Here is a 25192-nt window from a genome sequence, read left to right as displayed (position 1 = left end):
GATTATGCATAGAAAGAGGATAAGACATGAGAGCAGCGCAAATGCACAAGTATTCAAAAAAAATTCAACTGGAACTGAATGAGGTGGAAATACCGGTAATCAATAGCGATGAGGTTCTCATTAACGTAAAAGCTGCGGGGGTAAATCCATTAGATATTCTAATTATAAATGGCAGTGTTCGGATGATTTCTGATTATGAGTTCCCATTAACTTTAGGAAATGAACTATCCGGCATTATTGAAGCCGTAGGAAAAGAGGTTGTGAATTTCCGTGTGGGTGATCATGTTTATACGCGATTGCCGATAAACCAAATTGGAGCTTTTGCGGAATACGCAGCGGTGAAGGAAGAGGCTATAGCCATCATGCCTGAAAATCTTTCGTTTACTGAAGCAGCGGCTGTACCCCTGACTGCTTTGACGGCATATCAAGCATTACATGATATACTTCATGCTCAGCCCAATAAAAAGCTGTTTATTCCTGGAGGAACCGGAGGCTTTGGTGCAATGGCAATTCCTATCGCCAAATCCATGGGTTTGTATGTCATTACAAGCGGCAGTGAAAGAGGCAGATCACGTACCCTGTCGATTGGCGCAGACCAATTCATCAATTATAAAGAAGAGAACTATGCAGACGTTCTATCCGACATTGATTATGTGATCGACACCTTGGGAACCAAAGAGATCAAAGCCGAAATGGGGATTTTAAAACCCCAAGGAAAATTGGTATCCTTGAAAGCTGCGCCAAATTATCACTTTGCGGCTGATCGGAATTTTCCATTATGGAAAAGACTATTGTTTGGCTTAGTTGGGTCCCGCATCGATTCTTTGGCACGCAAGCATCAAATTGAATATCGTTTTATATTCGTGCAGGCCAATGGCAGTCAGTTACAAGAGGTCACTAATCTTGTTGAACAAGAAAACATCAAGCCCTCAATAGACTCCGTTTATCATTTTAATGACATTAACAAGGCATTGGTTAAAGTCTCTACTGGCCATTCGCAAGGCAAAGTAATTGTAACGTTCTAAGCCGAGCTCTCGTAGCTGGATTTCCGATGACAGAGACATATACCTTTTAGAAAAGCGACATATTTTTTTTGTTTTATTAGAATGATCATTCCCGAATTTTCAGTCTCTCCGTGCGTGCCCTGGCCCAAGAAAACAAGAAACGGCTATATCAAGCAATTACAACTTAGCTCGAAGTCTTCGCAGCTGAGCACGTGTAAATGAACTCGTTTCGTTTAGTTTACAAATCCAGGTAGCTGGAAACGTTACAATATGATTTAAACATAACATTTAAATATGAGGTGGGATACCAGAATGAGAAAGACGGTTCTTATCACAGGGGTTTCCGGAGGGATCGGTAAAGAATTAGCTGATCGGTTTGCCAAGGGCGGACATAATATAGTGCTGGTGGCTCGCAGCGAGAGTAAAATAGTGGAACTCGCACAGGAATATCGAAAAAAATACGGCATTCAGGCAACGGTCATCGCCAAGGATGTGGCGGCACCAGGGGTACCCGAGGAAATCTTCACGGAGCTCAAGGAGAAGGGGATTACCGTTGACTATTTGGTCAACAATGCCGGCTTCGGTTTGTTTGGGACATTTATGGAAACAGATATGGAGCAAGAAGTGAATATGATTGACGTTAATATCAAGGCTCTGACGGTTATGACGAAGCTATTCTTACCGGATATGATCAAACGCGGGCAAGGTGGAGTGATGAATGTAGCTTCCTTGGTGGGTTTCTTCCCAGGACCGATGATGTCTGTTTACTATGCGACGAAGGCGTACGTGTTGTCGTTCACCGAAGCTTTGGCGAACGAAGTGAGCGGAACAGGCGTGACTGTAACCGCATTATGCCCGGGGCTGACGTCAACCGGATTTGTTGATCGTTCGGGAATGGGCGCCTCGAAAATGTTGAAGGGCGCGATCATGGAAGCTGGACAGGTGGCTGAAGAAGGGTATCGAGGCTTCTTGCGTGGCAAGACATTAATAATGCCCGGTGCCCGCAACCGTTTCATTGCGTTTATGCCGCGGTTGCTGCCTCGTATGATGATGACCCGTTTAATTAGAAGCTCACAGGACAGGACGGAGCATTGATTCGAACGGGAAACGTTAAACAATGAACGAGTAAATCGATATTGATTCTCTGTTATACGATTTAGATATCCTAAAGGAGCTGAATCAACGTATGATTCCCCTCTAGCAACCGTTTCATGGAATGAGGAAAAAAAAGTAATTGTTTTAAAATGGAAGGGCTTTGCCCGTGACATTTGCAGAGAAATTTTTAAAAGGAATTTTCGTAAAGTAGATATAAAAGTATTAATTTTATGTCTACTTCAATCAGTACACAAAACAGTCCAGATCATCAAAGGTAAAGGAGCATACCCAATGAGGGCTGTACAAATCTCTCGGTATTCCAAAAAATTAACTGCACAGATCAATACAATTTCTATTCCAACAATCAAATCAACGCAGATTTTGATTAAGACTAAGGTAGCTGGGGTTGATCCACACCTTATCTTGGCGATTACCGGCAAAGTTAAGTTGTTTGATCGTTATGCCTTTCCGTTGACGCTGGGCAACGAGTTGGCCGGCGTTGTGGTTGAAGTTGGTTCCGATGTCATGGATTTGAGAGTTGGTGATAAGGTTTACACCATGCCACCGCTAGATACGATGGGAGCTTTTGCTGAATATGTAGCCGTAGATGCTGCGATCGTGGCTAAAATGCCAGCCAATCTCTCCTTTAAAGAAGCGGCGGCCGTGCCACTGTCTGTGCTAACGATCGTTCAGTCTCTAGCTATTCTAGATGTTAAACAAGGGGGGAAATTATTTATCTCTGGTGGTACGGGAGGCTTTGGTCAGATTGCCGTTCCTTATGCAAAGTAACAAGGGCTGTTCGTCACCATTAGTGGTAGCGGGTCCGCACGTGCCTTGGCTCAAAGACTCGGGGCAGATGAGTTTGTCGACTATACAACACAAGACTATGTTTACATGCTGACAGATTATGATTACGTTATTGATACCCGAGGAGCCAGCGAAATTCATAAACAAATGAAGATACTGAAGCCTGGTGGAAAATTAGTGTCGTTAAACGCAGGCCCCAACGCTCGCTATGCTAATCAAATCCCAGAACTAGCAACGACGAAAAAAATTCTATTCAGTCTACTGGGAGCACCTTTTGATGGTATCGCTAAATGGCAAAGGAAAAGTTATGACTTCATATACGTGCAGCCGAATGGACAACAACTAGCTGCAATCACACAGTATTTTGAAAAAACCAACATTAATCCAGTGATTGATTCCGAGTACTCCTTTAACGAAGTGAATGCCGCGATTGCTAAGATTGCGACGGGGCATAGCCTAGGGAAAGTTATATTGATAGTAGATGATGAAGAATGAATAACATTTTTTTGAACACTGGGACGAATATTATCTTATTAATCGCCGCGTAAATCGCGGCTTTTTTGTATTATCCCATTCCCGATATTGATATGAACATTATCCCATTCCCGACAGCAACAGCGCGGAGCGGACTGCATGACGGCTGTTAACCAGAAGGACAACAACTGATAACACTGCCAAACCGATTCGCTCAACTACCATGAAAGAACGGGTTAACTTTCATGCTTTGTGGTGCATTGCAGGGGATGCACGGACGGCTAACGGGCAGATTTGCTTAATCTAATAATTCATAATAGACGGCATTTTTTACAACAACAGCCATTGAATATGTAAAAGGAAAATCTGTAAAGTTGATTGATATAGATAGCTTATTGAAGTTTTCGCCTCTAACAACTCTCTTTAGCTTTTTTACTTCTGTTCTTGTTAAAAAATTTATTTCGTTAAACTTATACGCTTTGCTCTTTGATTGACCTAGATATAACATTTTTAAAGCTATAGACTTGTCTAGGCTTAGATCACCAATTTTTTTCTTTGTTTCTATCGGAGCCAGCTAGCAAAATCCCATCCCAGCTTTCTGACTTTCCACCCCAGCTTTCCTGCGATTATCAAATCAAGTCCCCATTGACGTGCCCATACCAACCCACGATCTTCTCCCAAGCCGATGCAGAAGGTTCGTTCCTCCTATCAAATCACAAAACAGATCGTTGGATGCCAACCGAAGAAAAGTGCTGTTATTCGCGTCGAAAAGATCCGCCCATTTGAGTGGAGATCATCACATCCATTTTTCCTCCAAGTTCCATTAGGCAGATGAATAACGGTGCAGTATCATTTAGCTTAGGGTGATAAAAAAATGTTCGTTTCTCCTATGCTAGCGCACGATGCAAAAGATAATAAACCATTTTATAGTAAAAATCATATAGCGGAAATAAAATTAGACGGTCTAAGGTGTATTATTTCTAATATGGATAAACTCTATATTTATACGAGGTATAATCAGCTGATTACAAATAAATTCCCCGAATTGTATAATTGCCCCTTGCCTGAAGGAACCATACTTGATGGTGAATTAATGGTTATTGATGATCAAGGGAAATCAGACTTTGAAGCCATGTCGGCCAGGTTTTTATCAAGTAAAAACAAAACACCTGTGATATTCTGCGCATTTGACATCTTGAGATACAAAGGAATTGACGTCACGGGTCTAACTTTACTGCGGCGTAAAGAACTGTTGGACAAGGCTTTCATTGAAAATGAGAATTATAAAAAGGTTAAAGTGTTTGAGGGAAATGCAGTTGAATATTTTGAGCAGGTTCGCGGGAGGGGACTTGAGGGTATCATGATTAAATCTAAAAAAGCGAATTCCAGATATGAAGTAGAAAAACGCTCCAAACAGTGGCAAAAGGTGATTAATTGGACTTATGCGGATGTATACATATCCGGTTACAGAAAAAATAATTTTGCCTTATTGGCGTCTATTGATGCAGCTGATGGCTCTAAGTTCCCAGTCGGGGTTATAGAGTCAGGTGTAACACCAATTCACCAGAAAGCCTTAGTCAGTGTGAAGAATCGCTTAGTATTCAAGGAAGACAAGAATTTTGCCTATATGGAACCACGCATTATGGCGAGGATTAAGACGAGAAATTGGACCCGAAACGGAAAACTTCGGTCCCCAGTATTCATGGAATTCGTTACCTGAGCATAAAAAAAGACTGAAATCACCAAAGGAGGAAGTGGTGGTTACAGTCTTTTCGTTTTGCTTGCACATCGCCAAAGGAATTAACGTCTAATTCCGCCGGTTAGTTGTTGTTCGGCAAGTTGAACTAATCTTCTTGTTATGTTACCACCGATTGCGCCAGTATCACGAGTAGCCATGTAGCCGTAATAACCATCTTGCGGAATTTGAATACCTAATTCTTGCGCGACTTCATATTTCATTTGGTCAAGAGCTGCTCTTGCTTGTTGCACGACTAATGTATTGCTGTTTCTTCTAGCCATTTGATTCACTCCTTTTTTGTGGTGTAGGAGTATTTTGTGGATTAAATGGATTTTTATTCATCTTACTAAAATTATTTTCGCGAAACTCAGAAAATCATCCCCTCGTATTCTTGACTTCATAGTCAATTGAATCAGTCGATGGAAGTTTTTTGGGCAAAAGGTTACAAAGCAACCTCATTCGAAGATCTCACCACGAAGACTCAGGTCAAAAAACAAAGTCTGTATGGCGTCTTTGAAGACAAACGCTCACTCTTTCTAAAAGCACTTGCCCTGTATCGAGCGCAAAATCTCGATTCACTTCAAGAAATGGTCGATCAAGGCAGTTCGCCAACGGAAATTCTAGACGCCGTTAAATCCGCTTCACTTTGTTCGAAAAAAGAGGATAGCCGCAACGGATGTCTGATGGTCAACACAGCGTTGGAATTTGGAATGAGCGATGAGGAAGTAACCAATGAAGTTGAAAGAATGTTTAGTGACGTCCAGCTTGTGCTTGAGGAAGTGATTAGTAGAGGGCAAGCCACTGGAGAGATTACGACTCATTTCACAAGCAAAGAATTAGGAGCCTTCTTGGCGAATGCCTTGCGTGGTACCCGTATTCTTGAGAAAACAGGGGTACCTGTGGAACAAATCGAAACCATTCTAAATACCTCGTTTGGTTTAATAAAAAAATAATACCGTGCACTTTTCGGTATCATTTACGGCGTTCTCTCCATGGGGGAACGTCGTTTTTCTATGTGGTACCTCAAGCAGCGCATATCACCAGCAAAGATTTCTTGTTGACACAACCTCTGGAAAAAGATATATTCTTCAGTGTAATAAGTAATTATTACGATTTATCAGCCGTGACCTAATAAATGACTTATAGCTTGGGCTTCGACATATAAATGAAGGATAGTCATCATGTGAAATCGTAATTATTACATATAAAGTCGGAAAGGATTTGTTCTTATGCTGGTAGCCTCCATGGATGAGGTAGAATTCGGTTACAATGACGTCCCATGTATTCAAGACGCAAGTGTAGAGATCCAATCGGGTGAATTTGTAGCAATAACGGGCCCCAATGGTGCAGCCAAGTCGACCTTGCTGAAATTGCTTCTTGGCTTGCTTGATCCTTGGAAAGGGACCATTTTCTTGTCTTCTATTAATAAAGAAGGAAAGAAGCTGAAAGTGGGCTACGTGTCTCAGCAAATCTCCGCCTTCAACAGTGGATTCCCTAGCACGATATTGGAGTTTGTCCAATCAGGCAGGTATGCAAGCCGCTCATGGTTTCGTAAACTCGACAAAGAAGATGAGGTGCAGACGGAGAAAGCACTTCGTCAGGTTGGGATGTGGGATTTGCGCAAGCGCAAGATCGGTGAACTCTCTGGCGGCCAAAAGCAGCGTATTTGCATCGCCAGAGCGCTTGCACAGGAGCCCGATATGCTTGTTCTCGATGAACCGACGACAGGGATGGATCAGGATAGCCGCTTTGGCTTCTATGAGATGATGCACCATCAAGTGAAAGCTCTCGGGCGAACCGTTGTTATAGTGACCCATGGCTTATCCGAGGTCGCTCCCTATCTGGATCGTATTATTGAGCTGGAGAGGAAGGAGGATGGCGGATGGAAATGCTGCACTACGACTTCATGCAACGGGCATTTTGTGCCGGTGGGTTAATTGCGATCCTAGCTTCGATTCTGGGTGTCTATCTCATGCTTCGCAGACAAGCTCTGATGGCTGACATGCTCTCCCATGTTTCTTTGGCAGGGGTTGCAGGAGGTGCGTATTTAAACATTAATCCAACCTTGACTGGATTCGTCGTAGCTACGCTGGGAGCCATAGTTGTTGAATATGTAAGGAGGTCATATAAAACCTATAGTGAAATTTCGGTTGCCATCATCATGGTGGGTGGATTATCTACAGCAGTGATCATTATGAGTCTTAATCAAAGTCTTAATAAAGGCTTCTCCGCTTATTTATTCGGCTCTATAGTTGCTGTGAATGAAACCGAGCTTCTGCTAATGTTTGCGGTAGCGGTGATGGGGGGTATCTTTTTCTATATATTCCGTCGTCCGCTTTATCAGATAACATTCGACGAAGATACGGCTAAGACGAATGGGCTCCCTGTGAAATGGATCTCACTTGGATTTAGCGTTATAACAGGAATGATAGTTTCCGCGGCTATGCCTATCGTGGGCGTTCTTCTCGTTTCGGCACTAATTGTACTGCCCGCGGCACTTGCCATTCGGATTGCACCTAGTTTTACATCCGCACTTTTTATAGCTATGAGCATTGGTTTACTTGGTGTCATTTCCGGACTTACCGCTTCTTATCAGCTTAGTACACCTCCGGGAGGAACGATAGCACTGCTTCTCTTAGTTATTCTTATTGCTGGCATGGGTTTGAAAAAGGTCGTTCTGACATTTAGCAAAATCAAATCAAGAAATTCAGTTGACACCATCCGTATGTCCAAAGAAACGACAATTTCATCATTTAACAAATATCAGGAGGAATAACCAATGAAAAAAATATGGGTAACAAAATCACTTGCTTTTACCGTACTATCAGCTGCTCTCTTATCGGGCTGTGCATCCAACACCGCTTCAAGCGATGGCAAATTAAATGTCGTTACAAGCTTCTATCCCATGTATGAATTCACGAAACAGGTTGCAGGTGATCATGCCAATGTTATCTCTCTAGTCCCGTCGGGGTCTGAACCCCATGATTGGGAGCCTAGTGCGAAAGATATGACACAATTGAAGAACGCCAATCTGTTCGTTTACAACGGTATCGTAGAAGGATGGGCGGAGCAGGCACTTAAGAGCACTGAAAATAAGAATCGTGTTGTTGTTGAAGCTATTAAAGGAATTGAATTGATGGAAGGCTTGCCAGAAGACGAGCATGCAGAAGATCACAAGGAAGAAGATAAAGATCATAAAGAAGAAGCGCATGGGGACGAAATCCTAGATCCTCATGTTTGGTTAACACCGGTTCTTGCTCAAAAAGAGATTGAGGCCATTGTAATTGGATTAACGCAAGCTGATCCTGCTCACAAAGAAGATTATCGTAAAAATGCGGATGCCTATATCGGAAAGCTTAAAGCCTTGGATGAGTCATTCAAAACGGGCCTTAAAAATGTAAAGCGTAAAGAATTCGTTACGCAGCATGCTGCTTTTGGTTATTTGGCCAAAGAATATGGGCTGACACAGGTTCCTATTGCCGGACTTTCCCCTGAGGAAGAGCCAGCTCCAGATAAAATGGCAGAAATTATTAAATTTGCGAAAGATAATAACGTACAAACGATTTTCTTTGAAACGCTTGTAGATCCAAAGGTGGCGAATACAATTGCAAAAGAAGTCGGTGCGAAAACGGATGTGCTGAATCCATTAGAGGGATTAACGGATGATGAAAAAAAGAAAAACCTTGATTACATCGGTGTTATGACGAATAACCTAGAAGCATTGAAAAAAGCGTTAAATGAATAAATAGAAGTTGAAGTTGAAATTGTTTTATTTGATTTAAATACGTAAATATTACGAATAAAAGAGGTTATGACATTGGTGGATCATAAAATACCTGTGACCGTTTTAAGCGGTTATTTGGGAGCAGGCAAAACAACGCTATTAAACCACGTGCTGCATAATCGCGATGGCTTAAAAGTTGCGGTTATTGTGAACGATTTAAGTGAGGTCAACATCGATGCTGATCTGATTAGAGAAGGCAACGGACTTTCCCGCACGAATGAGAGCCTGGTAGAAATGTCGAATGGCTGCATCTGCTGTACACTACGTGACGACCTTTTGAAGGAAGTAGAGCGGCTTGCTAAAGTGAATAAATTTAACTATATCCTTATTGAATCTACGGGTGTAGGTGAACCTTTACCGGTTGCGCAAACATTCACTTATATGGATGAAGAGCAGGGGATTGATCTTACGCAATTTTGCCGTCTCGACACGATGGTAACTGTCGTAGACGCCTACCGTTTCTGGACGGATTATTCCTCTGGAGAAACGCTCCTTGAACGCAGTCAAGCTGTGGGTGAAGACGATACACGCGAAGTTGTAGATCTTCTGATTGATCAAATTGAGTTTTGTGATGTCCTGATCTTGAACAAATGTGACATGCTGGAAGAAGATGAGCTGATTGAGCTAGAGGAAGTACTACGCGCATTACAACCTAGAGCCAAATTCATTCGCTCAGTTCACGGGAAGGTTGCTCCAACAGATATTTTGAACACCCATTTATTTAATTTTGATGAAGCAAGTACGTCCGCAGGTTGGATGCGGGAGATGGAGAAGGAAACACATACACCAGAAACCGAAGAATATGGCATTTCCTCTTTCGTCTATGAAAGAATTCGTCCGTTCGAACCTTCGCGGCTAATGAGTTGGATGGAAGATTGGCCAGCGGAGATCATCCGAGCTAAAGGGATCATGTGGCTTGCAACGCGCAACGATCACGCTCAGAACTTAAGTCAAGCGGGTCCTTCTATTCGCTTCGGTCCAGCTGGGTATTGGGTGTCGGCGCTGCCAGATGGTGAAAGAGAAGCTGTTCTTGAAGAAGACGCGGATCAAATCAAGCATTGGGATGATACCTATGGAGATCGCATTAACAAGGTTGTATTTATCGGCATGGAGATAGACCGAGTTAATATCGTCGCTTCTTTGGATGCCTGCTTGTTAACAGATGCTGAAATGCTTAGCGATTGGAATCGTTTCGAGGATGAGCTGCCGAATTCCATGATGGAGTTGGAAGAATCCTGCCCTTTGCCACAATAAATTCAGCAATGATGTATGATAGGAGGTGAACAGCATGAGAGTCATTATTACATTGGCGTGTACGGAAACAGGTGACAGAAACTATACAACGACGAAGAATAAAAGAACACAAACCTCTCGTTTGGAGCTGAAAAAGTATTGTCCACGTCTGAAGCGTCACACTCTTCATCGCGAAACACGTTAATAAACCAAGAAAGTCCGGGCTTACTTGTCCGGGTTTTCTGCTTTGTGAAGGGGATTATCCAAGAGGAGGCTGATGGGCTTGATGAGTTTGAATACCAATGAGGAAAAAGAAGTCATTCTAAGTCATCACACGAATGCTCAGTGGCGTCGCCGCGAGCAAGAATTATTGCAATGGGCGGCACGTGAGAAACAGCGCAAGCATGCTAAGAAGACTACACTTCTCGGACATATCCACGTGGATACGGAATTGTTTCCAGCCTTGATATTACTTCAGCAGAAGCAAATAGCGACTGAATTCTCTTGTGCAGGTGTAAGCCCGCTTGACGAACCAGAAGACCATTCCCTGTATGCTTATCTCACGATCATAGCCTCTGAGCGAGCTGAGAAATTTGTCCAATTGACCATGAAGCGCATGAGACATCGCTTGTTGATTTCCTTTGAACCCGCGAGGAACCGATACGATCTTTCATCCTTTTACATAGGCCACAACCGTTCCTTTTGTCAGATGATCCAGCAATGCGCTGAATCCTTTGAGAATGAGGTTTAGGCAGCGAATACGTACAAAATGAGGAGCAATTAAAGATATGACCACTAAAAAGAATATCAGGCTGCCCAAATCCAAAGGGATTGAAACGGCAACTGTTTATACACCTGATGAGTGTCTGAAGAAAATCAAACATATCGTCCTGCAAGAAAATAATCAGCAAATCGTGGAAGAATTTATAACCATTCAGAATATGAAACAAAAGTTCGAAGAAGCCGAAGTGTCTGTTCCGAATAAAATCGTTATGTTTGGCCCGCCGGGAACGGGGAAAACATTAACGGCCTATTATCTGGCGTCTCGTTTGGAGCTTCCACTCATTGTCGTTCGATTGGATGCGATTATTCATAGTCATCTCGGTGAAACGGGATCGAATATTCGAAAAATATTCGAATTCGCCAAGCTTGCACCATGTGTGCTGTTTCTCGATGAATTCGATGCTATTGCAAGGGCTAGAGATTCTATTGATGAAGTGAAAGAGATGGCGCGAGTGGTCAATACTTTGCTGCAATGTCTAGATGAATTCCATAGTAATAGCACATTTATTGCCGCGACGAATTTGGAAGAAGAATTGGATACGGCCGTGTGGCGTCGGTTTGATACGCGAATGACGTATGAATTGCCTGGCAAAGCGGAGCTTGATGTGTTTTTGACTAAATTACTTGGGGATTCGCAGGAAAATAGGAAGCTCATCGAGCAGTCGAAGGAACTGCTGCAAGGCTGCAGCTTTGCTGACATTGAACAAATTATTTTGAAGGCCAAGCGCAAAATGATCATTGAAGATAGTGAAATGAGTTACGAGAAAATCGCTCACGGTTATGCAGCTTACAATCCAAGAACCTTACCTAGAGATGCAGCACCAGCTGGAGCTGTATCATAGCTGAAGTAGAAGGAGAGCACTTCGAATGAAGGGACAGCATCCAATAGATGACCATCATGACTTGCAGGAACAGTTTAAGAAATTAGCTAGCAAGGGCATGCGATTAACTGAACAGCGCAAAGCCATGATAGATCTTATTCTAAATTCCGCAAAGCCATTATCTGCCATCGATATCTATCAGAAGATGGAAAAATAATTTATAGGACTGAGTTACGGCACGATTTCTTGATTTAGTGACGGAGCGTTTCGGGCTCCCCACACTAACCAACAGTTTCAAGCCCATTAGCTACAAGCTTGATGTCTATGGTTATTGTACCGAGTGCATTCTAATGAACCATCCAGATCATGCCCTGGAAAGGAAATTAGGTTTTCTCCTACATGTCGGAGCAAGCCTTTTTTGTTTTTCATAAATGGTCTGAACTTGATAAAAACGAGTTGGAGGGGGAACTATCTAGTAGTAAAAAGACGTGGAGGATTGAAGAATGGAGCATCCATTACTCTCAGAATTGAAGCAGCTTATTACCGATCTCGAACAAAAAAAGGCTGAGACCATTTATACAATTCCTAGTGAAATTATGGGGGCCACGAAAAAGGCAAAAAACATGGAAAGGTTTTTACACGATATATTTGCTGTAGTAAACGGCAGTGGCGGGATTAACCTGCTGAGCATTATCCGTAGGGAGTTTGGCATGAGCGTGGAACTTACCGATCATATCGATCAGTGGGCACCGTACAGCAAAGATCAATTTGAAGATGCGATCCATGATGCGATTGACCGGGCTGAAATTCGTGCGGGAAAGCAAGGGTTGTTTTTTCAAGGTTCGCCTGATAAAAAGGAAGCCGCAGAAGCTCTAAGTTTGCTTAAGAGCATCGCCCATGCCGCGGTTAAGTGTCAATTTAATCCGAAACAGGCTGGACCACAAGCCTATATGGAGATTTTGGACTCTGTCATCCAGTTTTATGCACTTCCCAATTCGTTCCCGGATGACAACATGATCAAGTACAGAAACCTAATTTCTTCTGATAGACTCTACGCAATGTCGGGGAACGATGTTACCATTACAACTGTATTGAAAAGTCATGTAAAAGAGTGGTACGAACGTTCATCCTTTACTTTCTTGGAAAATAGCGAATGGTACCATACCTACGAATCAGTCGTAGATTATTCGTACGTCTTAACAGGGGAGCAGCTAGAACACTTACGGATTGATTTCATCCAGCATATAAGGGATGAATTTAATATAGTAAAAGCAAAACCTGAGCTGCACCGAGTGAAACATCTGAAATCCATGCTGGAAACCGTATTGAACTGGAAGGTTTAGTTACCACGAAACCTTTTAATTTACTAATTGGCGGAAGGCCGCATTCACGAATTTCGTGCTTTTCATTGTTTAGGTTTTGACAAACCCCCTATTTAATTCAACAGGCCAGTATCTGGGTTCTTTATGCGCGGTATATACCGAAAAGAGTATGAATCTGACACATTGCGGGGAAACCTAGGTACCGAATCCTGCAAATCGCTACACGAAAGTAGAGGCTGCTATCTAAAAGTCAGTTTATGTTGGTACTCATTTCTATTTCATTTACTTAGTCTAATTAACCGTCCGCTTTGGGCGGTTTTATGACGTTTAGGTTGAATTATTCCCCATAGCCGCTTCGAAATTCCAATATTTGAAAACAAATGTGTAATCGTATAAACTGTGAACATAGACTATTGTGGAGAAAAATGTAGCCTATAGTCAAAATGTGTTACTAAATCATATAGGTGGTGCTGAAATGAGTACGTTTAAATCATGGTTTTCAAGCGCGAAAACGGGCTTGTCAGAGCAAGTCAAAAAATTTCAGAACAAAGATTTTCTGGATGCCGTTGTAGCAGGTTGTGCGATTGTAGCAGCCGCGGATGGCAGCATTGGTAATTCAGAAAAAGAAAAGATGATTGGTTACATCAGCCGCAGCGAAGAACTTAAAGTATTTGATGTCAGTAATGTCATCGCTCGCTTTAACCACTTTGCTGGCAACTTTGAGTTCTCAGGCATTGTAGGCAAGCAAGAGGCGCTTAAAGTTATTTCCAAGTTTAACAATAAGCCGGAAGTTGGACGAATCATCATTGCGGTATGCTGCGCAATTGGTGCTGCAGACGGAGATTTTGATGATCAAGAGAAGAAGGTTGTCAAAGATATTTGTACAGCGCTGAACCTCAATCCTAGCGAATTTAGTCTGTGATCGTCAATTTACAAATAATTTAATTGAAAAAATGAAACGTGTTTGAACTTTATCCGTATCAAATGAAAGAGTGTACTAATACAGGATATGAAGGGAGGTGACCTCGTTGACAATTAGTTTGGTCAAAGGTCAGAAAATTGATTTAACAAAAGGTAATGCGGGTCTTTCCAAAGTTGTAGTTGGACTAGGTTGGGATCCTGCGGTTGTGGAGAAGAAAGGTTTCTTCGGATCCAAGAAAACAGCTGTTGAAATTGATTGCGACGCTTCCGTCATCTTATTAGATGAGAATGGGAAATTAACTAAAGAGAAGAATGTTGTTTTCTTCGCTAACTTGCAAAGCCCTGATGGTTCAGTTGTTCACTCCGGTGATAACCGCACAGGGGAAGGTGATGGCGATGATGAGCAAGTATCTGTTAATTTAGGACAAGTTCCTGCGGATGTTAGTAAGATCGTTTTCGTTGTTAATATCTACGACTGCGTGAATAGAAAGCAAGATTTCGGTCTCGTTCAATCCGCCTACATCCGGTTGGTGAATGATTCGAATAAACAAGAATTGATCAAGTTTAATCTGACCGAAGATTATTCAGGTAAAACATCCCTGATTGTTGGTGAAATTTATCGTCATAGCGGCGAATGGAAATTCAACGCGATTGGTGAAGGAAGCACGGATACAACGGTTGGACAATTAGTTAAACGTTATCAATAATAGCAACACCAAATCCCCTATAAAGCGAGGTCATATTCAATGGCAATTTCACTATCCAAAGGTCAAAAAGTAGATTTAACGAAAACAAACCCAGGTCTAACTAAAGTTGTTGTTGGTTTAGGTTGGGACACGAACAAATATGATGGCGGTAAAGACTTCGATCTAGACGCTTCCATTTTCGCTGTAAATGCTTCCGGTAAAGTAGGATCTGATTCAGATTTCATCTTCTACAACAACCCGAAGAATTCGAATGGGTCCATCGTACATAACGGCGACAACCGTACAGGTGCTGGCGATGGCGACGATGAGCAAGTAAGTGTTGATCTAAGCGCAGTACCAGCTGAAACTGAGAAGATTGCTTTCTGCATCACAATTCATGATGCTGAAGCAAGAGCGCAAAACTTTGGACAAGTTTCCAATGCTTACGTTCGTATTCTTAACGAAGGTTCAGGCGCAGAATTGATTCGTTTTGATCTAGGAGAAGACTTCTCCATTGAAACAGGCGTAGTTATCGGTGAATTGTACCGTAACGCTGGCGAATGGAAATTCAGCGCAATCGGTAGTGGCTACAAAGACGGTCTTGCAGGTTTAGCTCGCGATTACGGCTTGCAAACTTCCTAAGATTTTACTTATCATGCTAGTTTTCTTGCGAAAACTCTATAGGTAATGCTTACGATGCTAGTTTTCTTGCGAAAACTCTAAGGAGATGCAGCAATGACAATCAGCTTGTCCAAAGGTCAAAGAATTGACTTAACCAAGACGAACCCTGGCCTGAGTAAGGCGATTATCGGATTAGGTTGGGATACGAACAAATATAGTGGTGGGCATTCATTCGATTTGGATGCGTCAGCCTTTCTGCTTCATGCTGAAGGTAAAGCCAAAGGGCTTGAGGACTTCATTTTTTACAACAACTTGGTTGGTGTCAATGGCTGCGTTGAGCACACCGGCGATAATCGTACAGGTGATGGTGATGGGGATGACGAGCAAATCCGAGTTGATTTCTCCAAAATCCCTGCGCATATTCACCGAGTAGGAATAGCTGTTACGATTCATGATGGATCGAATCGCAACCAAAATTTCGGACAAGTATCGAATGCGTTCGTTCGTCTTGTTGATGAGGTAACGAATCGGGAGATTTTACGTTATGACTTGGGCGAGGACTTTTCAGTAGAAACTGCCGTTGTCATTTGTGAATTGTACCGAGACAGCCAAGGTCAAGAATGGAAGTTCCAAGCAGTAGGAAGTGGCTTTCAAGGTGGTCTTCAAGCCCTTTGTAAAAACTACGGACTTGATGCCCAGTAAATTCAGAAACAGGTGGGGTGGTGCGAGCAAGGCATCACCCTTCAATTATTGAGTACGGAAGGGACAGCCCTTATGCATATATCTCTTGTCAAAGGCCAAAAGACGGATGTTACAAAAACAAATCCGGGGCTCTCACAGATTGGTATTGGACTCGGATGGAACTCTCCTGCGAACATAGATCTGGATACCTCAGCATTCTTGTTAGGCGCTAATGGGAAGGTAGACAATGACGAACAGCTGGTATTCTACAACAATCCAACAAAAAGCGGTGTGAATTTTATCGATCGGCCCTCTCAAGGGACCGATAAGAAGCAATTTTCTATTCAATTTTCCAACGTTCCAGCCAATGTTGAGAAAGTTGCTATCACACTAACCATTCATGAGGGTGAGAAATTAAAGCAGCAATTCAGCCAAGTAACTCAAGCTTATTTACGGATTTTTCATCCTAGCACAGGGCAAGATATGTTGCGATATGAATTAGGAAATCAATTCTCCGTTGAGACAGCTATTGTTGTAGGGGAACTATATAGATATGGAACGGAATGGAAATTCAGTGCGATTGGATCTGGCTTTTCCGGTGGGCTGAAAGCGCTGTGTGGTAATTTCGGAATCGAGGTTAAGGATGAACCTACACCTAACCCAGTACCTAATCCAACACCGACGCCTCCCCCAGTCTCAACTCCAGCTCCAACAAATAAACCACCTCTTATCCCTCCGGCTCCAATTAATCTGAATAAGATTGAATTGAAGAAGAAGGGCGATCGCATTAGTCTTGAGAAGAAGACAACAGGCAATCTCGGGGAAATTGTCATTAATTTAAACTGGAATCAGAAGAAGAAACCCAGTGGATTTTTCGGTAAAACCAAAGGGATCGATCTGGATCTAGCTTGTTTATATGAATTAAAGAATGGTGAGAAGGGCGTTATTCAAGCGCTTGGTAACCGGTTTGGTTCACTTCATAGAGAACCATATATCGCCTTAGACGGTGATGATCGTACAGGATCCGTAACGACAGGTGAGAACATTCGAATCAATGGAAATAAGCTCTCTGAATTTGAACGCATCCTTATTTTCACTTTTATCTACGAGGGTGCAACAACTTGGTCTGAAGCTGATGGCGTAGTCTCCATTAAGCAGGATGGCGGACCCGATATCGAAGTGAAATTGAACGAGCATGATAATCGTCAGGGCATGTGTGCCATTGCATTAATTCGTAACCAAAATAATGAAACATTTAGCATTGAGCGGCTTGTTCAATATTTCTCCGGTCATAAGGCGCTAGATGAAGCCTTTGGATGGGGAATGAGATGGGTTGCAGGAAATAAGTAAACAATTAGCGAAATATACAGGAGGGTCAAGGGATGTCAGATTTTTTTCAAAGCTTTGTTAACAATTTTCTTAACTTTTTTAGTTGGGAAGTGCTCTCAGAAACACTTACCGATCCCGTTAACTGGGGAATTATCGGTACACTTGTTCTTCTAGAGGGTTTACTATCTGCTGATAACGCATTAGTACTCGCTGTTATGGTTAAGCATTTACCTAAGGAACAGCAGAAAAGAGCCTTATTCTATGGGCTTCTAGGTGCCTACGTTTTCAGATTTATAGCTATTGGGGTAGGTACTTTCCTAGTTCAAATTACGTGGATTAAAGTGCTTGGCGGTGCGTATCTTCTCTGGATTGCCATCAGTAATCTCTTCTTCAAGAAACATGAAGTGGATGGTGAAGGTGAAGTTAAGAATAAAGGACTTTCCTTCTGGCGTACGGTATTAGCAGTAGAAGTTATGGATATTGCTTTTAGTGTCGATAGTGTTCTAGCTGCATTTGGCGTCAGTGAAAAGGTATGGGTGTTATTCCTTGGAGGCATCTTGGGAGTTCTTATGATGAGAGGTGTAGCTCAAGTCTTCTTAAAGCTCATTGACAAGATACCGGAATTGGAGAAAACAGCGTTCATACTTATTATCGTTATCGGTATTAAGATGATTGCAGGTGCATTTGGTTACCATATCTCACATATTCTCTTCTTCTCAGTCATCATTGCTCTATTTGGAGGCACGATTGTTCTTAGCTTGCTTCGCAAAAAGGACAAGCAGGAATCAGCTAGCTAATATACCGACTATACAATGACAATCCCTCCTTTACGGGGGGATTGTTTCTTAAACGAAAGAGGGAGGAATCGGGATTGAGATATTTTAATTATTTAACAGCGGATGAAGAGAAAGCTCTATTTTATTTACCTCCGACTTCCTTCCATAATCATTCGCGCAAAGAAATCCTAGCTTATTCCATTGGTGCTGCACTTTATATGCCTGCTACACGTCCCACGTTCGCGGAAGATATCGCTTTTGGTAAAATTGAAGGTCTTGTTTCTGTTATTCTTGATTTGGAAGATGCCGTTGGTGAAAATGAGGTTCATGCCGCAGAAGAATCATTGGTGAATCAAATGAATCAGCTAGCCACCTTCATTGAAGTCGGAATTCTTCATACGGACAATCTTCCGCTTTTATTCGTACGTGTAAGAAGTGTGAATCAGTTAAACTATTTGATCGAAAGATTAGAAGAGAACGTAGCCCTTTTAACGGGATTTGTATTCCCGAAATTTACTGCAGATAATGGCGAGGCTTATTTTCAAATACTAGAAAATTATAATGACGAGAAACCGTCTTCTGCACCTATACTATATGGTCTGCCAATTCTAGAGTCTGGACCTGTGATTTATAAGGAAAGCCGTACCTATACGCTTCAAACGATTAAAGAGATCCTAGAGAAGTATAAGGATTTGGTCCTTAATGTAAGAATTGGCGCTACGGATTTCTCCAGCTTATTTGGTTTGAGACGCAGTCCAGAGATGACCATTTATGACATAACGCCGATTCGAGATTGTGTAGCTGACATTATTAATATATTTGGACGTGTTGATGCCTCTTACGTTATTTCCGGACCTGTATGGGAATATTTCCCTCAAAAGGGTTTGGTTCGCGAAGTGATTATGGATAAAGAGAACGGCATGATTGGTAAGACGATTATTCATCCTACTCATATCAAACCCGTTCAATCGCTATACGCGGTGACTCATGAAGAGTATACGGATGCTACAAGTATTATTAAGAACAATAATGGCGATCATGGCGTTATTAAGAGCGCATATGCCAATAAAATGAATGAAATCAAACCTCATTTAAGCTGGGCTAGACGTATTCTCTTACGATCACAAATTTATGGGGTGCTGCATGAACAACAACAATATGAAGGATTATTGCTCAAGCATGATCGAGCATACGTATAAGATCGCAGGTGATTTAGAGCTTCAAGTGACATTGACCTCTAATCCATTTGAGATTCCCCTCGACTCTCTGTTCGCCATGGCGGCAAGAATCAATAAGAAACGATCGTTCCTGTTTGTTAGCAAAGTGCTGGGGAAACATATCCCTGTGAATCCGTATTCCTCCTTATTAAGCGGGGCTTCATTGGCACTACTTTTACAACAAGCCTTAAAAGGTACTTTGCCACAGAAGTTAATCCCTCAAGCCATTCAGGGCATTATAGATCCTTCTCAGGCCGAAACGGCCTATAAAGAAATTATGTCCTATCGTTTAAGCTTGCCGCAATCAGTTGCTTTTATAGGGTTTGCTGAAACTGCCACAGCCATCGGACATGCTGTTTATGAAACCTTTGGTCAGGGGGGCAGCTATATTCATACCACGCGAGAAGTGATCGAAGGATCGGCATCCATCATTAATTTCAGTGAGGAGCATTCCCATGCGGTGGCACATTATTGTTACGCGAAGGATCCTCAAATGCTTACAAATCCTGAGATTGTTGTCCTTGTTGATGATGAAATTACGACAGGTAAGACCTCGTTGAACATTATTCGAGATATGCAGGGGAAATTTCCAAAGAAAACCTACTACATCCTTGCTCTGCTTGATTGGAGAACCCCAGAGGATCAGCAGCAGTTTTTGAAGCTAGAACTGGAGTTAGGTATCTCCATCCACGTGCTTTCCTTAGTCAAAGGTGAGGTAAAAGTAACTGGTTCATCTGAAAGCTTGACCCCCCAAGTGCCTGTCCTTCCTATTCCAAATCAAATGGGACCCATTCACTTCACGTATATAGATCATCTATTCGCTCATGCTCCTTATGTGAGCCAACATCCTTATTTACAGCATAGTGGAAGATTTGGTCTTACGCCGGAGGAAAGCGAACAATCTGGTCATTCGATATCTCAAGCCGCCAAGCTGTTGAAACTTACTCGTATAGGTAAGAAGACGTTGTGCATAGGCACAGGTGAGTTTATGTATATCCCCATGCGAATTGCCGCTGAAATGGGAGAAGGTTTGTCTTACCAATCGACGACAAGGAGTCCAATTCATACCATTGATAAAGAGGATTACGCCGTCAAGGTAGGTTATCCGTACTCATCTCCGGAGGATCCAGATGTCACTCATTTCTTATATAATGTACCGGTAGGCGTGTATGACGATCTCTATTTATTTATGGAACGAGAAGCAGATCCAGCTTCGATGCAGCCATTACTTCAAATTCTTCAAACGCGAGAGCTGAAAAGGATTCATATTGTCATTTTCTCTCCTCAAACGGTTGAATGGAAGGAGAATGCAGTATGGAAGATTGGCGAGTCAAACCAATAGAGGAGCCTGTGCACTTGGGCAGCTATCCAGCTTCCGATGTGACATTCCTGCTTAAAGATTTGAGCGAGGTTAAGCTGGAAAAGTCGATGGATGCGAGAGAACTAGCCATTCAATCGGGAACTCATTATTCAGAAATGCTACCGCAAGAGCATCTACCAACGTCTGATTATTTAAAATTGTACCGAGAGACACTGCAGATGTCAGCCAAGAAGGTTGCATTAGCAGTCGGTACTACGGCAGAGCTTATTCGAAATAAAAAAGGACCGAACACGGTGCTGGTCTCTCTTGCGAGAGCGGGCACGCCGGTCGGTATACTAATAAGACGTTACCTGCAAGACGTGCATCAGTTGGACATACCCCATTACAGCATCTCGATAATTCGAGGTAAAGGGATTGACGAGAACGCTTTGTTTTATATCAAGCAAAAGCATCCAGAAGCGAATCTACAATTTGTCGACGGGTGGACCGGCAAGGGAGCAATCCGTAAAGTGCTTATAGAGGCTTGCAGCAAGCTGGAACGAGATTACGGGATCAAGCTGGACGACGATCTAGCTGTACTTGCTGATCCTGGCCATTGTACGGATATGTTTGGAACAAGGGAAGACTTCTTGATTCCGAGTGCCTGCTTGAATGCGGTGGTATCCGGTTTAATGAGTCGAACGGTGCTGCGCGAGGATCTCATTAGGCCGCATGACTTTCATGGTTCCAAATATTATAAGAAGTGGTTGGACCAGGATCTCTCCAATCATTTTATTGCGGAGATTGTGCCCTTTTTTGGTGAGGTAGTGAAAGAAGCACAGCATAGTGCCCGGGAATTACTCCAACATCCTCCGACGATTTCATGGAAAGGTTTGCGAGATATCCAGGCGATTCAGAGTGAGTATCAGATTACGGATATTAACTTGATTAAACCCGGTGTTGGAGAAACGACCCGTGTACTGCTCCGTAGAGTGCCATGGCGGATATTAGTAGACCGATTAGATAATCCAAATATTCGTCATATCCTCCTTTTAGCTAAAGCTAGGGAAGTACCAATAGAAGTGTACCCAGGTCTCACTTATTCCTGTTGTGGTATTATAAAATCCATGAAAGGAGATGCCGAATGATATTTGCAAGCGATTTAGATCAAACGTTAATCTACTCCCAGCCTTTAGAGCGTGCCGAAGAATTAGGCGATCGGATTATTACAGCAGAGCTCATTGACGGTAAAGTGAGATCATATATGTCCTCTAGTTCCTACCAGCTGCTTCAGAAGTTGATGACGAAGCTCATTTTCATCCCAGTAACGACACGAACCATGCAGCAGTACAATCGTATCCATTTAATTAGTCAAATGTTGAAGCCCGCCTATGCCGTTACGAGCAACGGCGGGAATATTCTGATAGATGGACATCCCGACTTGGAATGGCAAGCCTCTGTAGTTGCTCGCGTTAGTGAAACAAGTGAGCATGTGCAGGATGTCAGGATACTGCTAGATCGTGTCCTTAGTCCGGAATGGGTCCTCAGTTCCAGCTACTGCGACGAGCTATTTTTTTCACATATCATTGACCGGGCAAAGATACCGCTTGAGGAAGTTGCTCAGATGAGTGCAGAACTTCAGCGCATGGGTTGGAGCACTTCCATTCAGGGAAGAAAAGTCTATGTCGTTCCCCAAGTGGTTAATAAAAGAGATGCCGTTCAGCATCTCAAACAGTTAACAGAGGAGCGCCAAGTTGTGGCATCTGGAGATTCCCTCTTGGATCAGATTTTAATTGATTTCGCTGATTTCTCGATCGCTCCTAGGCACGGAGAATTATTTCGACAAGAGCAGCTTCAATCGACGGGGAACTACTCATTTACCGAGGAATCCGGGATTTTCGCTTCGGATGAAATACTTAAGTATGTTGAATCCGTAAACATCGAGCAAACGAATCTATGTATCATAAAGGAGTCCTCATGAAAAAAGTATGGTTTAACCGCTGGTTTTCAGTAGCCTTTCATTACATGAATAGCATTCGCAATAATGAGGATGGCGTCCAATTCAAAATGTACGCCACACATCCGGACCGTACCCATATGGCTCTACAGGCGGCTGATTACGCGGATACCGAACCTGTTTTAGGTGATGATGATTATGTGGAGTTTGCCTTGGATTTCTGTAAAAAGCATGGCATTGATGTCTTCATTCCCAGATTACATATGTACGCGATAGCGAAGCATATTGATTCGTTCGAAAAGGTAGGTACGAAAGTAACGGTTTGTCGTGACCTTGAGCTATTAGAGAACTTACTGGAGAAACAAAAGTTTTATGAAGCCATCAGAGGAACGAACATTATTTCAATTCCTGATTATCATGTGGTCAATACGGCAGATGAATTTATGACGGCCTATGAGGCGCTCGTAAGTGCAGGTCATCAGGTTTGTATGAAGCCAACGAATGCCGAGGGCGGTATGGGCTTCAGAATCATCAGCAATGAGCGGGATACATTAAGTGACCTGTTCGGCACAGTTACTCCATATCTCTCTACGGAACAGGTATACAAGACCTTATCATCCGTAGATCGTTTCGAGGACTTGATGGTGATGGAATTATTAAACGGCTTTGAGTACAGCATCGATTGCTTAGCATCGGCTTCTGGGGAATTACTTGCCGCTGTGCCGCGTCGTAAAGCGGACGGACGGCTAAGACTGCTTGAGGAAGTGCCTGAGCTAATCGAAATCGCACATCAGGTGGCTGCCACCTACAAAATCCCGTTTAATTACAACATTCAAGTGAAGTACAATCAAGGTGTGCCTAAATTACTTGAGATTAATCCGAGAATGTCTGGCGGACTGCATGTGACTTGTCTATCTGGCATTAATTTCCCTTATTTAGCAGTGAAATCAATTTTGGGTAAACATGTGGACAACCAAAAGCCTAATTATGGCATTCTGGCCAGTCATATTGAGAAATACATTATTATGGATTTAGGTGAATAAAAGAAACCGTGCATCATATCTTTGAATATAGATGAACAAATCTGTCAAAGAAGGTGCACAGGATGATAATAAGCGGGATTATACTTTCAGGAATAATCATTGTGCTCATTGTCGTAGCTAGCGCTGAAAAAGCAGAATATGTGTCCAAATTCATTGAAAAATAGTCATCTATGAAACCTGAAAAGGTTTCTTTTTTTTGCTATGATTTGGTAGAATATAAGAAAAGATCTGTGAGGCTGGGGAGGGGGCTGTACGTTGCTGGATTTTACATTTGAGATTGTTGACGAGTCTACAATTAATACCAGAATTTTGTATGCCAACGAATGGTTCACTTTCAACATATATGAGAAAGATCATGTTTGGACACTTCATCCCTTTGATGGTATGTTAATACGGAATAAAGATATGTGTCAGCTTGTGATTAATGAGCTGCTCAAAAATAAATATTTTCATGTCATGTGCGCGAAAGAGAATATCCAATTGTCAGAGCTGCGGACGACTGTTGATTTAAGTAATAGAACGAGCATGTCTACATCTAGACCTACTCCTTCACCTAGAGAAGAACTGGATGAAGAGCTTTCCGACGATATGAAGTCATTTATGGATTATCATACCTTGGATGAAATTATTGATATGGAGAAACAAATTATTCATAAACGAATGACTTTTTACAAACAAATGTTAGAGGCCATGTTCATGCAAGGAGCGGGACCGAAGGACCAGGAATTTATCCAGATTCAATCCATCTATGTGATGTGGAAAGAATCGAATGAGAAATTGAACGGGTTAAGCGATCAAGATTTGTCCGGTGGGAAGAAGAGATGGTAGTATAAAGGGAGATTTAAATACCAAAGAGTAAATGTTCAAAAAGCCGTAAGGCTTATTTTTTTGCCTATCATTTGATTATAAAGGAGTACCAGATGAGCATTCCCAAAATTGAAACACCGAAAATCCCCAAAGAAATACCAGCCATTACACTGCCCAACGAGGAAATGCAGCCAGAAGATAGCTTTCATACGGGTATTATAAGTGATTGTATCATTGACAATCAGTCCGCATATAAAGTCGCGTTTGATAAAGTGATATTTCGTAATGTCACCTTCACTCGGATATCGATGAAAGACATAGAGCTAACAGATGTTATTTTCGAGAAATGCGATCTATCCAACGTTGATTTTGGTCAAGCTACAATCCATCGGACTGAATTTAGAAATTGCAAAATCATTGGCATTGACCTGACAGAAGCAACCGTCCGAAATGTCTTATTTCATACATGCTTAGCCGATTATACGACCTTTCGAATGGCTAATTTCAAGCAGACTGTTTTTCAGGAGTGCTCGCTTTTAAATGCCGATTTCTACGAATCCATGCTGCAAAAAGTGTATTTCGATAATTGTCAGCTGGACAGGGCACAATTCACGGGTGTTAAGCTTGCGGGTATTGATATCAGCAGCTGTGAATTTACAAGTTTAGGTGTGAGTATAGAGGATTTGCGCGGCTGCATCATTTCGAGGGGACAAGCCTCTGTTTTTGCAAGTCTTTTCGGACTTATATTGAAGGAATAAGGGGGAAATATAAAAAGGAAAATGCTCCGGCAGCC

At 42.3% G+C, this 25192-nt stretch carries 29 protein-coding genes; 28 read left to right on the top strand and 1 reads right to left on the bottom strand.

Translation table 11 applies throughout. The annotated features are described in order from the left end of the window. Positions 1 to 26: 26 nt before the first annotated feature. The 5 genes from QFZ80_RS27265 to QFZ80_RS27245 all read left to right on the top strand — a co-directional run bounded on the left by QFZ80_RS27265 (position 27) and on the right by QFZ80_RS27245 (position 5100). Positions 27 to 1025, top strand: a complete 999-nt coding sequence (locus QFZ80_RS27265; RefSeq protein WP_307552829.1) for an NADP-dependent oxidoreductase — start codon at positions 27 to 29, stop codon at positions 1023 to 1025. Positions 1026 to 1316: 291 nt separating this feature from the next. Next, positions 1317 to 2099, top strand: a complete 783-nt coding sequence (locus tag QFZ80_RS27260) for an SDR family NAD(P)-dependent oxidoreductase (protein WP_307552831.1) — start codon at positions 1317 to 1319, stop codon at positions 2097 to 2099. Between the two features lie 291 nt (positions 2100 to 2390). Next, positions 2391 to 2888 carry an alcohol dehydrogenase catalytic domain-containing protein gene (locus tag QFZ80_RS27255; protein ID WP_307561986.1) on the top strand — a complete coding sequence of 166 codons (498 nt, stop codon included), beginning with the start codon at positions 2391 to 2393 and terminating at the stop codon, positions 2886 to 2888. A gap of 6 nt (positions 2889 to 2894) precedes the next feature. Next, positions 2895 to 3401: a zinc-binding dehydrogenase gene (locus tag QFZ80_RS27250; protein WP_307564250.1), complete on the top strand. Its 507-nt coding sequence runs from the start codon at positions 2895 to 2897 to the stop codon at positions 3399 to 3401. An 853-nt stretch (positions 3402 to 4254) separates the two neighbouring features. Continuing rightward, positions 4255 to 5100 carry an ATP-dependent DNA ligase gene (locus tag QFZ80_RS27245; protein WP_307561985.1) on the top strand — a complete coding sequence of 282 codons (846 nt, stop codon included), beginning with the start codon at positions 4255 to 4257 and terminating at the stop codon, positions 5098 to 5100. Between the two features lie 80 nt (positions 5101 to 5180). On the opposite strand, the gene QFZ80_RS27240 is transcribed toward QFZ80_RS27245, so the two are convergent. After that, the gene (locus QFZ80_RS27240; RefSeq protein ID WP_029195127.1) at positions 5181 to 5399 is read right to left on the bottom strand and encodes an alpha/beta-type small acid-soluble spore protein; all 219 of its coding nucleotides are present in this window, start codon (positions 5397 to 5399) and stop codon (positions 5181 to 5183) included. A gap of 138 nt (positions 5400 to 5537) precedes the next feature. On the opposite strand from QFZ80_RS27240, the gene QFZ80_RS27235 reads away from it, so the two are divergent. The 23 genes from QFZ80_RS27235 (at position 5538) to QFZ80_RS27125 (ending at position 25157) form a co-directional block, all read left to right on the top strand. Next, positions 5538 to 6071, top strand: coding sequence for a TetR/AcrR family transcriptional regulator (locus tag QFZ80_RS27235; RefSeq protein ID WP_307561983.1), 534 nt, complete (start codon positions 5538 to 5540; stop codon positions 6069 to 6071). 276 nt (positions 6072 to 6347) lie between these two features. Then, entirely contained in the window at positions 6348 to 7055 is a 708-nt protein-coding gene (locus QFZ80_RS27230) for a metal ABC transporter ATP-binding protein (protein WP_307561981.1), read from the top strand. Further along, on the top strand, positions 7001 to 7894 hold the full coding sequence (locus QFZ80_RS27225; RefSeq protein WP_307561979.1) for a metal ABC transporter permease: 894 nt from the start codon (positions 7001 to 7003) through the stop codon (positions 7892 to 7894). The genes QFZ80_RS27230 and QFZ80_RS27225 overlap by 55 nt, the downstream gene beginning before the upstream one ends. 3 nt (positions 7895 to 7897) lie before the next feature. Then, positions 7898 to 8863 carry a metal ABC transporter substrate-binding protein gene (locus tag QFZ80_RS27220; protein WP_307561977.1) on the top strand — a complete coding sequence of 322 codons (966 nt, stop codon included), beginning with the start codon at positions 7898 to 7900 and terminating at the stop codon, positions 8861 to 8863. Between the two features lie 66 nt (positions 8864 to 8929). Further along, positions 8930 to 10156 carry a GTP-binding protein gene (locus QFZ80_RS27215; protein ID WP_307561975.1) on the top strand — a complete coding sequence of 409 codons (1227 nt, stop codon included), beginning with the start codon at positions 8930 to 8932 and terminating at the stop codon, positions 10154 to 10156. Between the two features lie 34 nt (positions 10157 to 10190). Next, positions 10191 to 10340: a 50S ribosomal protein L33 gene (gene rpmG / locus QFZ80_RS27210; RefSeq protein WP_029195131.1), complete on the top strand. Its 150-nt coding sequence runs from the start codon at positions 10191 to 10193 to the stop codon at positions 10338 to 10340. 81 nt (positions 10341 to 10421) lie between these two features. After that, the gene (locus QFZ80_RS27205; protein WP_307555949.1) at positions 10422 to 10886 is read left to right on the top strand and encodes a hypothetical protein; all 465 of its coding nucleotides are present in this window, start codon (positions 10422 to 10424) and stop codon (positions 10884 to 10886) included. 37 nt (positions 10887 to 10923) lie between these two features. Beyond that, positions 10924 to 11760, top strand: a complete 837-nt coding sequence (locus tag QFZ80_RS27200; protein WP_307552847.1) for an AAA family ATPase — start codon at positions 10924 to 10926, stop codon at positions 11758 to 11760. A 25-nt stretch (positions 11761 to 11785) separates the two neighbouring features. Further along, positions 11786 to 11956 carry a hypothetical protein gene (locus tag QFZ80_RS27195; protein WP_307552849.1) on the top strand — a complete coding sequence of 57 codons (171 nt, stop codon included), beginning with the start codon at positions 11786 to 11788 and terminating at the stop codon, positions 11954 to 11956. A gap of 286 nt (positions 11957 to 12242) precedes the next feature. After that, on the top strand, positions 12243 to 13082 hold the full coding sequence (locus QFZ80_RS27190; protein WP_307561973.1) for a hypothetical protein: 840 nt from the start codon (positions 12243 to 12245) through the stop codon (positions 13080 to 13082). A gap of 454 nt (positions 13083 to 13536) precedes the next feature. Continuing rightward, entirely contained in the window at positions 13537 to 13983 is a 447-nt protein-coding gene (locus tag QFZ80_RS27185; protein WP_307552853.1) for a tellurite resistance TerB family protein, read from the top strand. Positions 13984 to 14089: 106 nt separating this feature from the next. Then, a complete protein-coding gene (locus QFZ80_RS27180; protein ID WP_307552855.1) occupies positions 14090 to 14689 on the top strand; it encodes a TerD family protein in 600 nt (199 codons plus the stop codon). A 39-nt stretch (positions 14690 to 14728) separates the two neighbouring features. Next, on the top strand, positions 14729 to 15310 hold the full coding sequence (locus QFZ80_RS27175) for a TerD family protein (RefSeq protein WP_307552857.1): 582 nt from the start codon (positions 14729 to 14731) through the stop codon (positions 15308 to 15310). Between the two features lie 93 nt (positions 15311 to 15403). Continuing rightward, entirely contained in the window at positions 15404 to 15991 is a 588-nt protein-coding gene (locus QFZ80_RS27170) for a TerD family protein (protein ID WP_307447598.1), read from the top strand. A gap of 72 nt (positions 15992 to 16063) precedes the next feature. Continuing rightward, entirely contained in the window at positions 16064 to 17320 is a 1257-nt protein-coding gene (locus QFZ80_RS27165) for a TerD family protein (RefSeq protein ID WP_307561971.1), read from the top strand. A gap of 32 nt (positions 17321 to 17352) precedes the next feature. Continuing rightward, a complete protein-coding gene (locus QFZ80_RS27160) occupies positions 17353 to 18096 on the top strand; it encodes a TerC family protein (RefSeq protein ID WP_307552860.1) in 744 nt (247 codons plus the stop codon). A gap of 74 nt (positions 18097 to 18170) precedes the next feature. Further along, positions 18171 to 19274, top strand: coding sequence for an HpcH/HpaI aldolase/citrate lyase family protein (locus tag QFZ80_RS27155; RefSeq protein WP_307561969.1), 1104 nt, complete (start codon positions 18171 to 18173; stop codon positions 19272 to 19274). Then, positions 19219 to 20634 (top strand): phosphoribosyltransferase family protein, encoded by a 1416-nt coding sequence (locus QFZ80_RS27150; protein ID WP_307561967.1) that lies wholly within the window; start codon positions 19219 to 19221, stop codon positions 20632 to 20634. The genes QFZ80_RS27155 and QFZ80_RS27150 overlap by 56 nt, the downstream gene beginning before the upstream one ends. Then, on the top strand, positions 20607 to 21740 hold the full coding sequence (locus QFZ80_RS27145; protein ID WP_307561965.1) for a cysteine protease StiP family protein: 1134 nt from the start codon (positions 20607 to 20609) through the stop codon (positions 21738 to 21740). Before QFZ80_RS27150 ends, QFZ80_RS27145 begins: the two co-directional genes overlap by 28 nt. Continuing rightward, the gene (locus tag QFZ80_RS27140) at positions 21737 to 22573 is read left to right on the top strand and encodes an HAD family hydrolase (RefSeq protein WP_307561963.1); all 837 of its coding nucleotides are present in this window, start codon (positions 21737 to 21739) and stop codon (positions 22571 to 22573) included. Before QFZ80_RS27145 ends, QFZ80_RS27140 begins: the two co-directional genes overlap by 4 nt. Continuing rightward, a complete protein-coding gene (locus QFZ80_RS27135) occupies positions 22570 to 23592 on the top strand; it encodes an ATP-grasp domain-containing protein (RefSeq protein ID WP_307561962.1) in 1023 nt (340 codons plus the stop codon). Before QFZ80_RS27140 ends, QFZ80_RS27135 begins: the two co-directional genes overlap by 4 nt. 255 nt (positions 23593 to 23847) lie before the next feature. Then, the gene (locus tag QFZ80_RS27130; RefSeq protein ID WP_307561960.1) at positions 23848 to 24420 is read left to right on the top strand and encodes a hypothetical protein; all 573 of its coding nucleotides are present in this window, start codon (positions 23848 to 23850) and stop codon (positions 24418 to 24420) included. Between the two features lie 92 nt (positions 24421 to 24512). Further along, positions 24513 to 25157 carry a pentapeptide repeat-containing protein gene (locus tag QFZ80_RS27125; RefSeq protein WP_307552873.1) on the top strand — a complete coding sequence of 215 codons (645 nt, stop codon included), beginning with the start codon at positions 24513 to 24515 and terminating at the stop codon, positions 25155 to 25157. The last annotated feature ends 35 nt before the right edge of the window (positions 25158 to 25192 follow it).

The sequence above is a fragment of the Paenibacillus sp. V4I7 genome (assembly GCF_030817275.1).
GTDB lineage: Bacteria > Bacillota > Bacilli > Paenibacillales > NBRC-103111 > Paenibacillus_E.
This window is presented reverse-complemented; position numbering and strand designations above follow the sequence as displayed.

Bases quoted from the DNA above. Each gene is read 5' to 3' on its own strand.
- QFZ80_RS27265 (WP_307552829.1), top strand. From the start codon at position 27: ATGAGAGCAGCGCAAATGCACAAGTATTCAAAAAAAATTCAACTGGAA.
- QFZ80_RS27260 (WP_307552831.1), top strand. From the start codon at position 1,317: ATGAGAAAGACGGTTCTTATCACAGGGGTTTCCGGAGGGATCGGTAAA.
- QFZ80_RS27255 (WP_307561986.1), top strand. From the start codon at position 2,391: ATGAGGGCTGTACAAATCTCTCGGTATTCCAAAAAATTAACTGCACAG.
- QFZ80_RS27245 (WP_307561985.1), top strand. From the start codon at position 4,255: ATGTTCGTTTCTCCTATGCTAGCGCACGATGCAAAAGATAATAAACCA.
- QFZ80_RS27240 (WP_029195127.1), bottom strand. From the start codon at position 5,399: ATGGCTAGAAGAAACAGCAATACATTAGTCGTGCAACAAGCAAGAGCA.
- QFZ80_RS27235 (WP_307561983.1), top strand. From the start codon at position 5,538: ATGGAAGTTTTTTGGGCAAAAGGTTACAAAGCAACCTCATTCGAAGAT.
- QFZ80_RS27230 (WP_307561981.1), top strand. From the start codon at position 6,348: ATGCTGGTAGCCTCCATGGATGAGGTAGAATTCGGTTACAATGACGTC.
- QFZ80_RS27225 (WP_307561979.1), top strand. From the start codon at position 7,001: ATGGAAATGCTGCACTACGACTTCATGCAACGGGCATTTTGTGCCGGT.
- QFZ80_RS27220 (WP_307561977.1), top strand. From the start codon at position 7,898: ATGAAAAAAATATGGGTAACAAAATCACTTGCTTTTACCGTACTATCA.
- QFZ80_RS27215 (WP_307561975.1), top strand. From the start codon at position 8,930: ATGACATTGGTGGATCATAAAATACCTGTGACCGTTTTAAGCGGTTAT.
- rpmG (WP_029195131.1), top strand. From the start codon at position 10,191: ATGAGAGTCATTATTACATTGGCGTGTACGGAAACAGGTGACAGAAAC.
- QFZ80_RS27205 (WP_307555949.1), top strand. From the start codon at position 10,422: ATGAGTTTGAATACCAATGAGGAAAAAGAAGTCATTCTAAGTCATCAC.
- QFZ80_RS27200 (WP_307552847.1), top strand. From the start codon at position 10,924: ATGACCACTAAAAAGAATATCAGGCTGCCCAAATCCAAAGGGATTGAA.
- QFZ80_RS27195 (WP_307552849.1), top strand. From the start codon at position 11,786: ATGAAGGGACAGCATCCAATAGATGACCATCATGACTTGCAGGAACAG.
- QFZ80_RS27190 (WP_307561973.1), top strand. From the start codon at position 12,243: ATGGAGCATCCATTACTCTCAGAATTGAAGCAGCTTATTACCGATCTC.
- QFZ80_RS27185 (WP_307552853.1), top strand. From the start codon at position 13,537: ATGAGTACGTTTAAATCATGGTTTTCAAGCGCGAAAACGGGCTTGTCA.
- QFZ80_RS27175 (WP_307552857.1), top strand. From the start codon at position 14,729: ATGGCAATTTCACTATCCAAAGGTCAAAAAGTAGATTTAACGAAAACA.
- QFZ80_RS27170 (WP_307447598.1), top strand. From the start codon at position 15,404: ATGACAATCAGCTTGTCCAAAGGTCAAAGAATTGACTTAACCAAGACG.
- QFZ80_RS27165 (WP_307561971.1), top strand. From the start codon at position 16,064: ATGCATATATCTCTTGTCAAAGGCCAAAAGACGGATGTTACAAAAACA.
- QFZ80_RS27160 (WP_307552860.1), top strand. From the start codon at position 17,353: ATGTCAGATTTTTTTCAAAGCTTTGTTAACAATTTTCTTAACTTTTTT.
- QFZ80_RS27150 (WP_307561967.1), top strand. From the start codon at position 19,219: ATGAACAACAACAATATGAAGGATTATTGCTCAAGCATGATCGAGCAT.
- QFZ80_RS27145 (WP_307561965.1), top strand. From the start codon at position 20,607: ATGGAAGATTGGCGAGTCAAACCAATAGAGGAGCCTGTGCACTTGGGC.
- QFZ80_RS27140 (WP_307561963.1), top strand. From the start codon at position 21,737: ATGATATTTGCAAGCGATTTAGATCAAACGTTAATCTACTCCCAGCCT.
- QFZ80_RS27135 (WP_307561962.1), top strand. From the start codon at position 22,570: ATGAAAAAAGTATGGTTTAACCGCTGGTTTTCAGTAGCCTTTCATTAC.
- QFZ80_RS27125 (WP_307552873.1), top strand. From the start codon at position 24,513: ATGAGCATTCCCAAAATTGAAACACCGAAAATCCCCAAAGAAATACCA.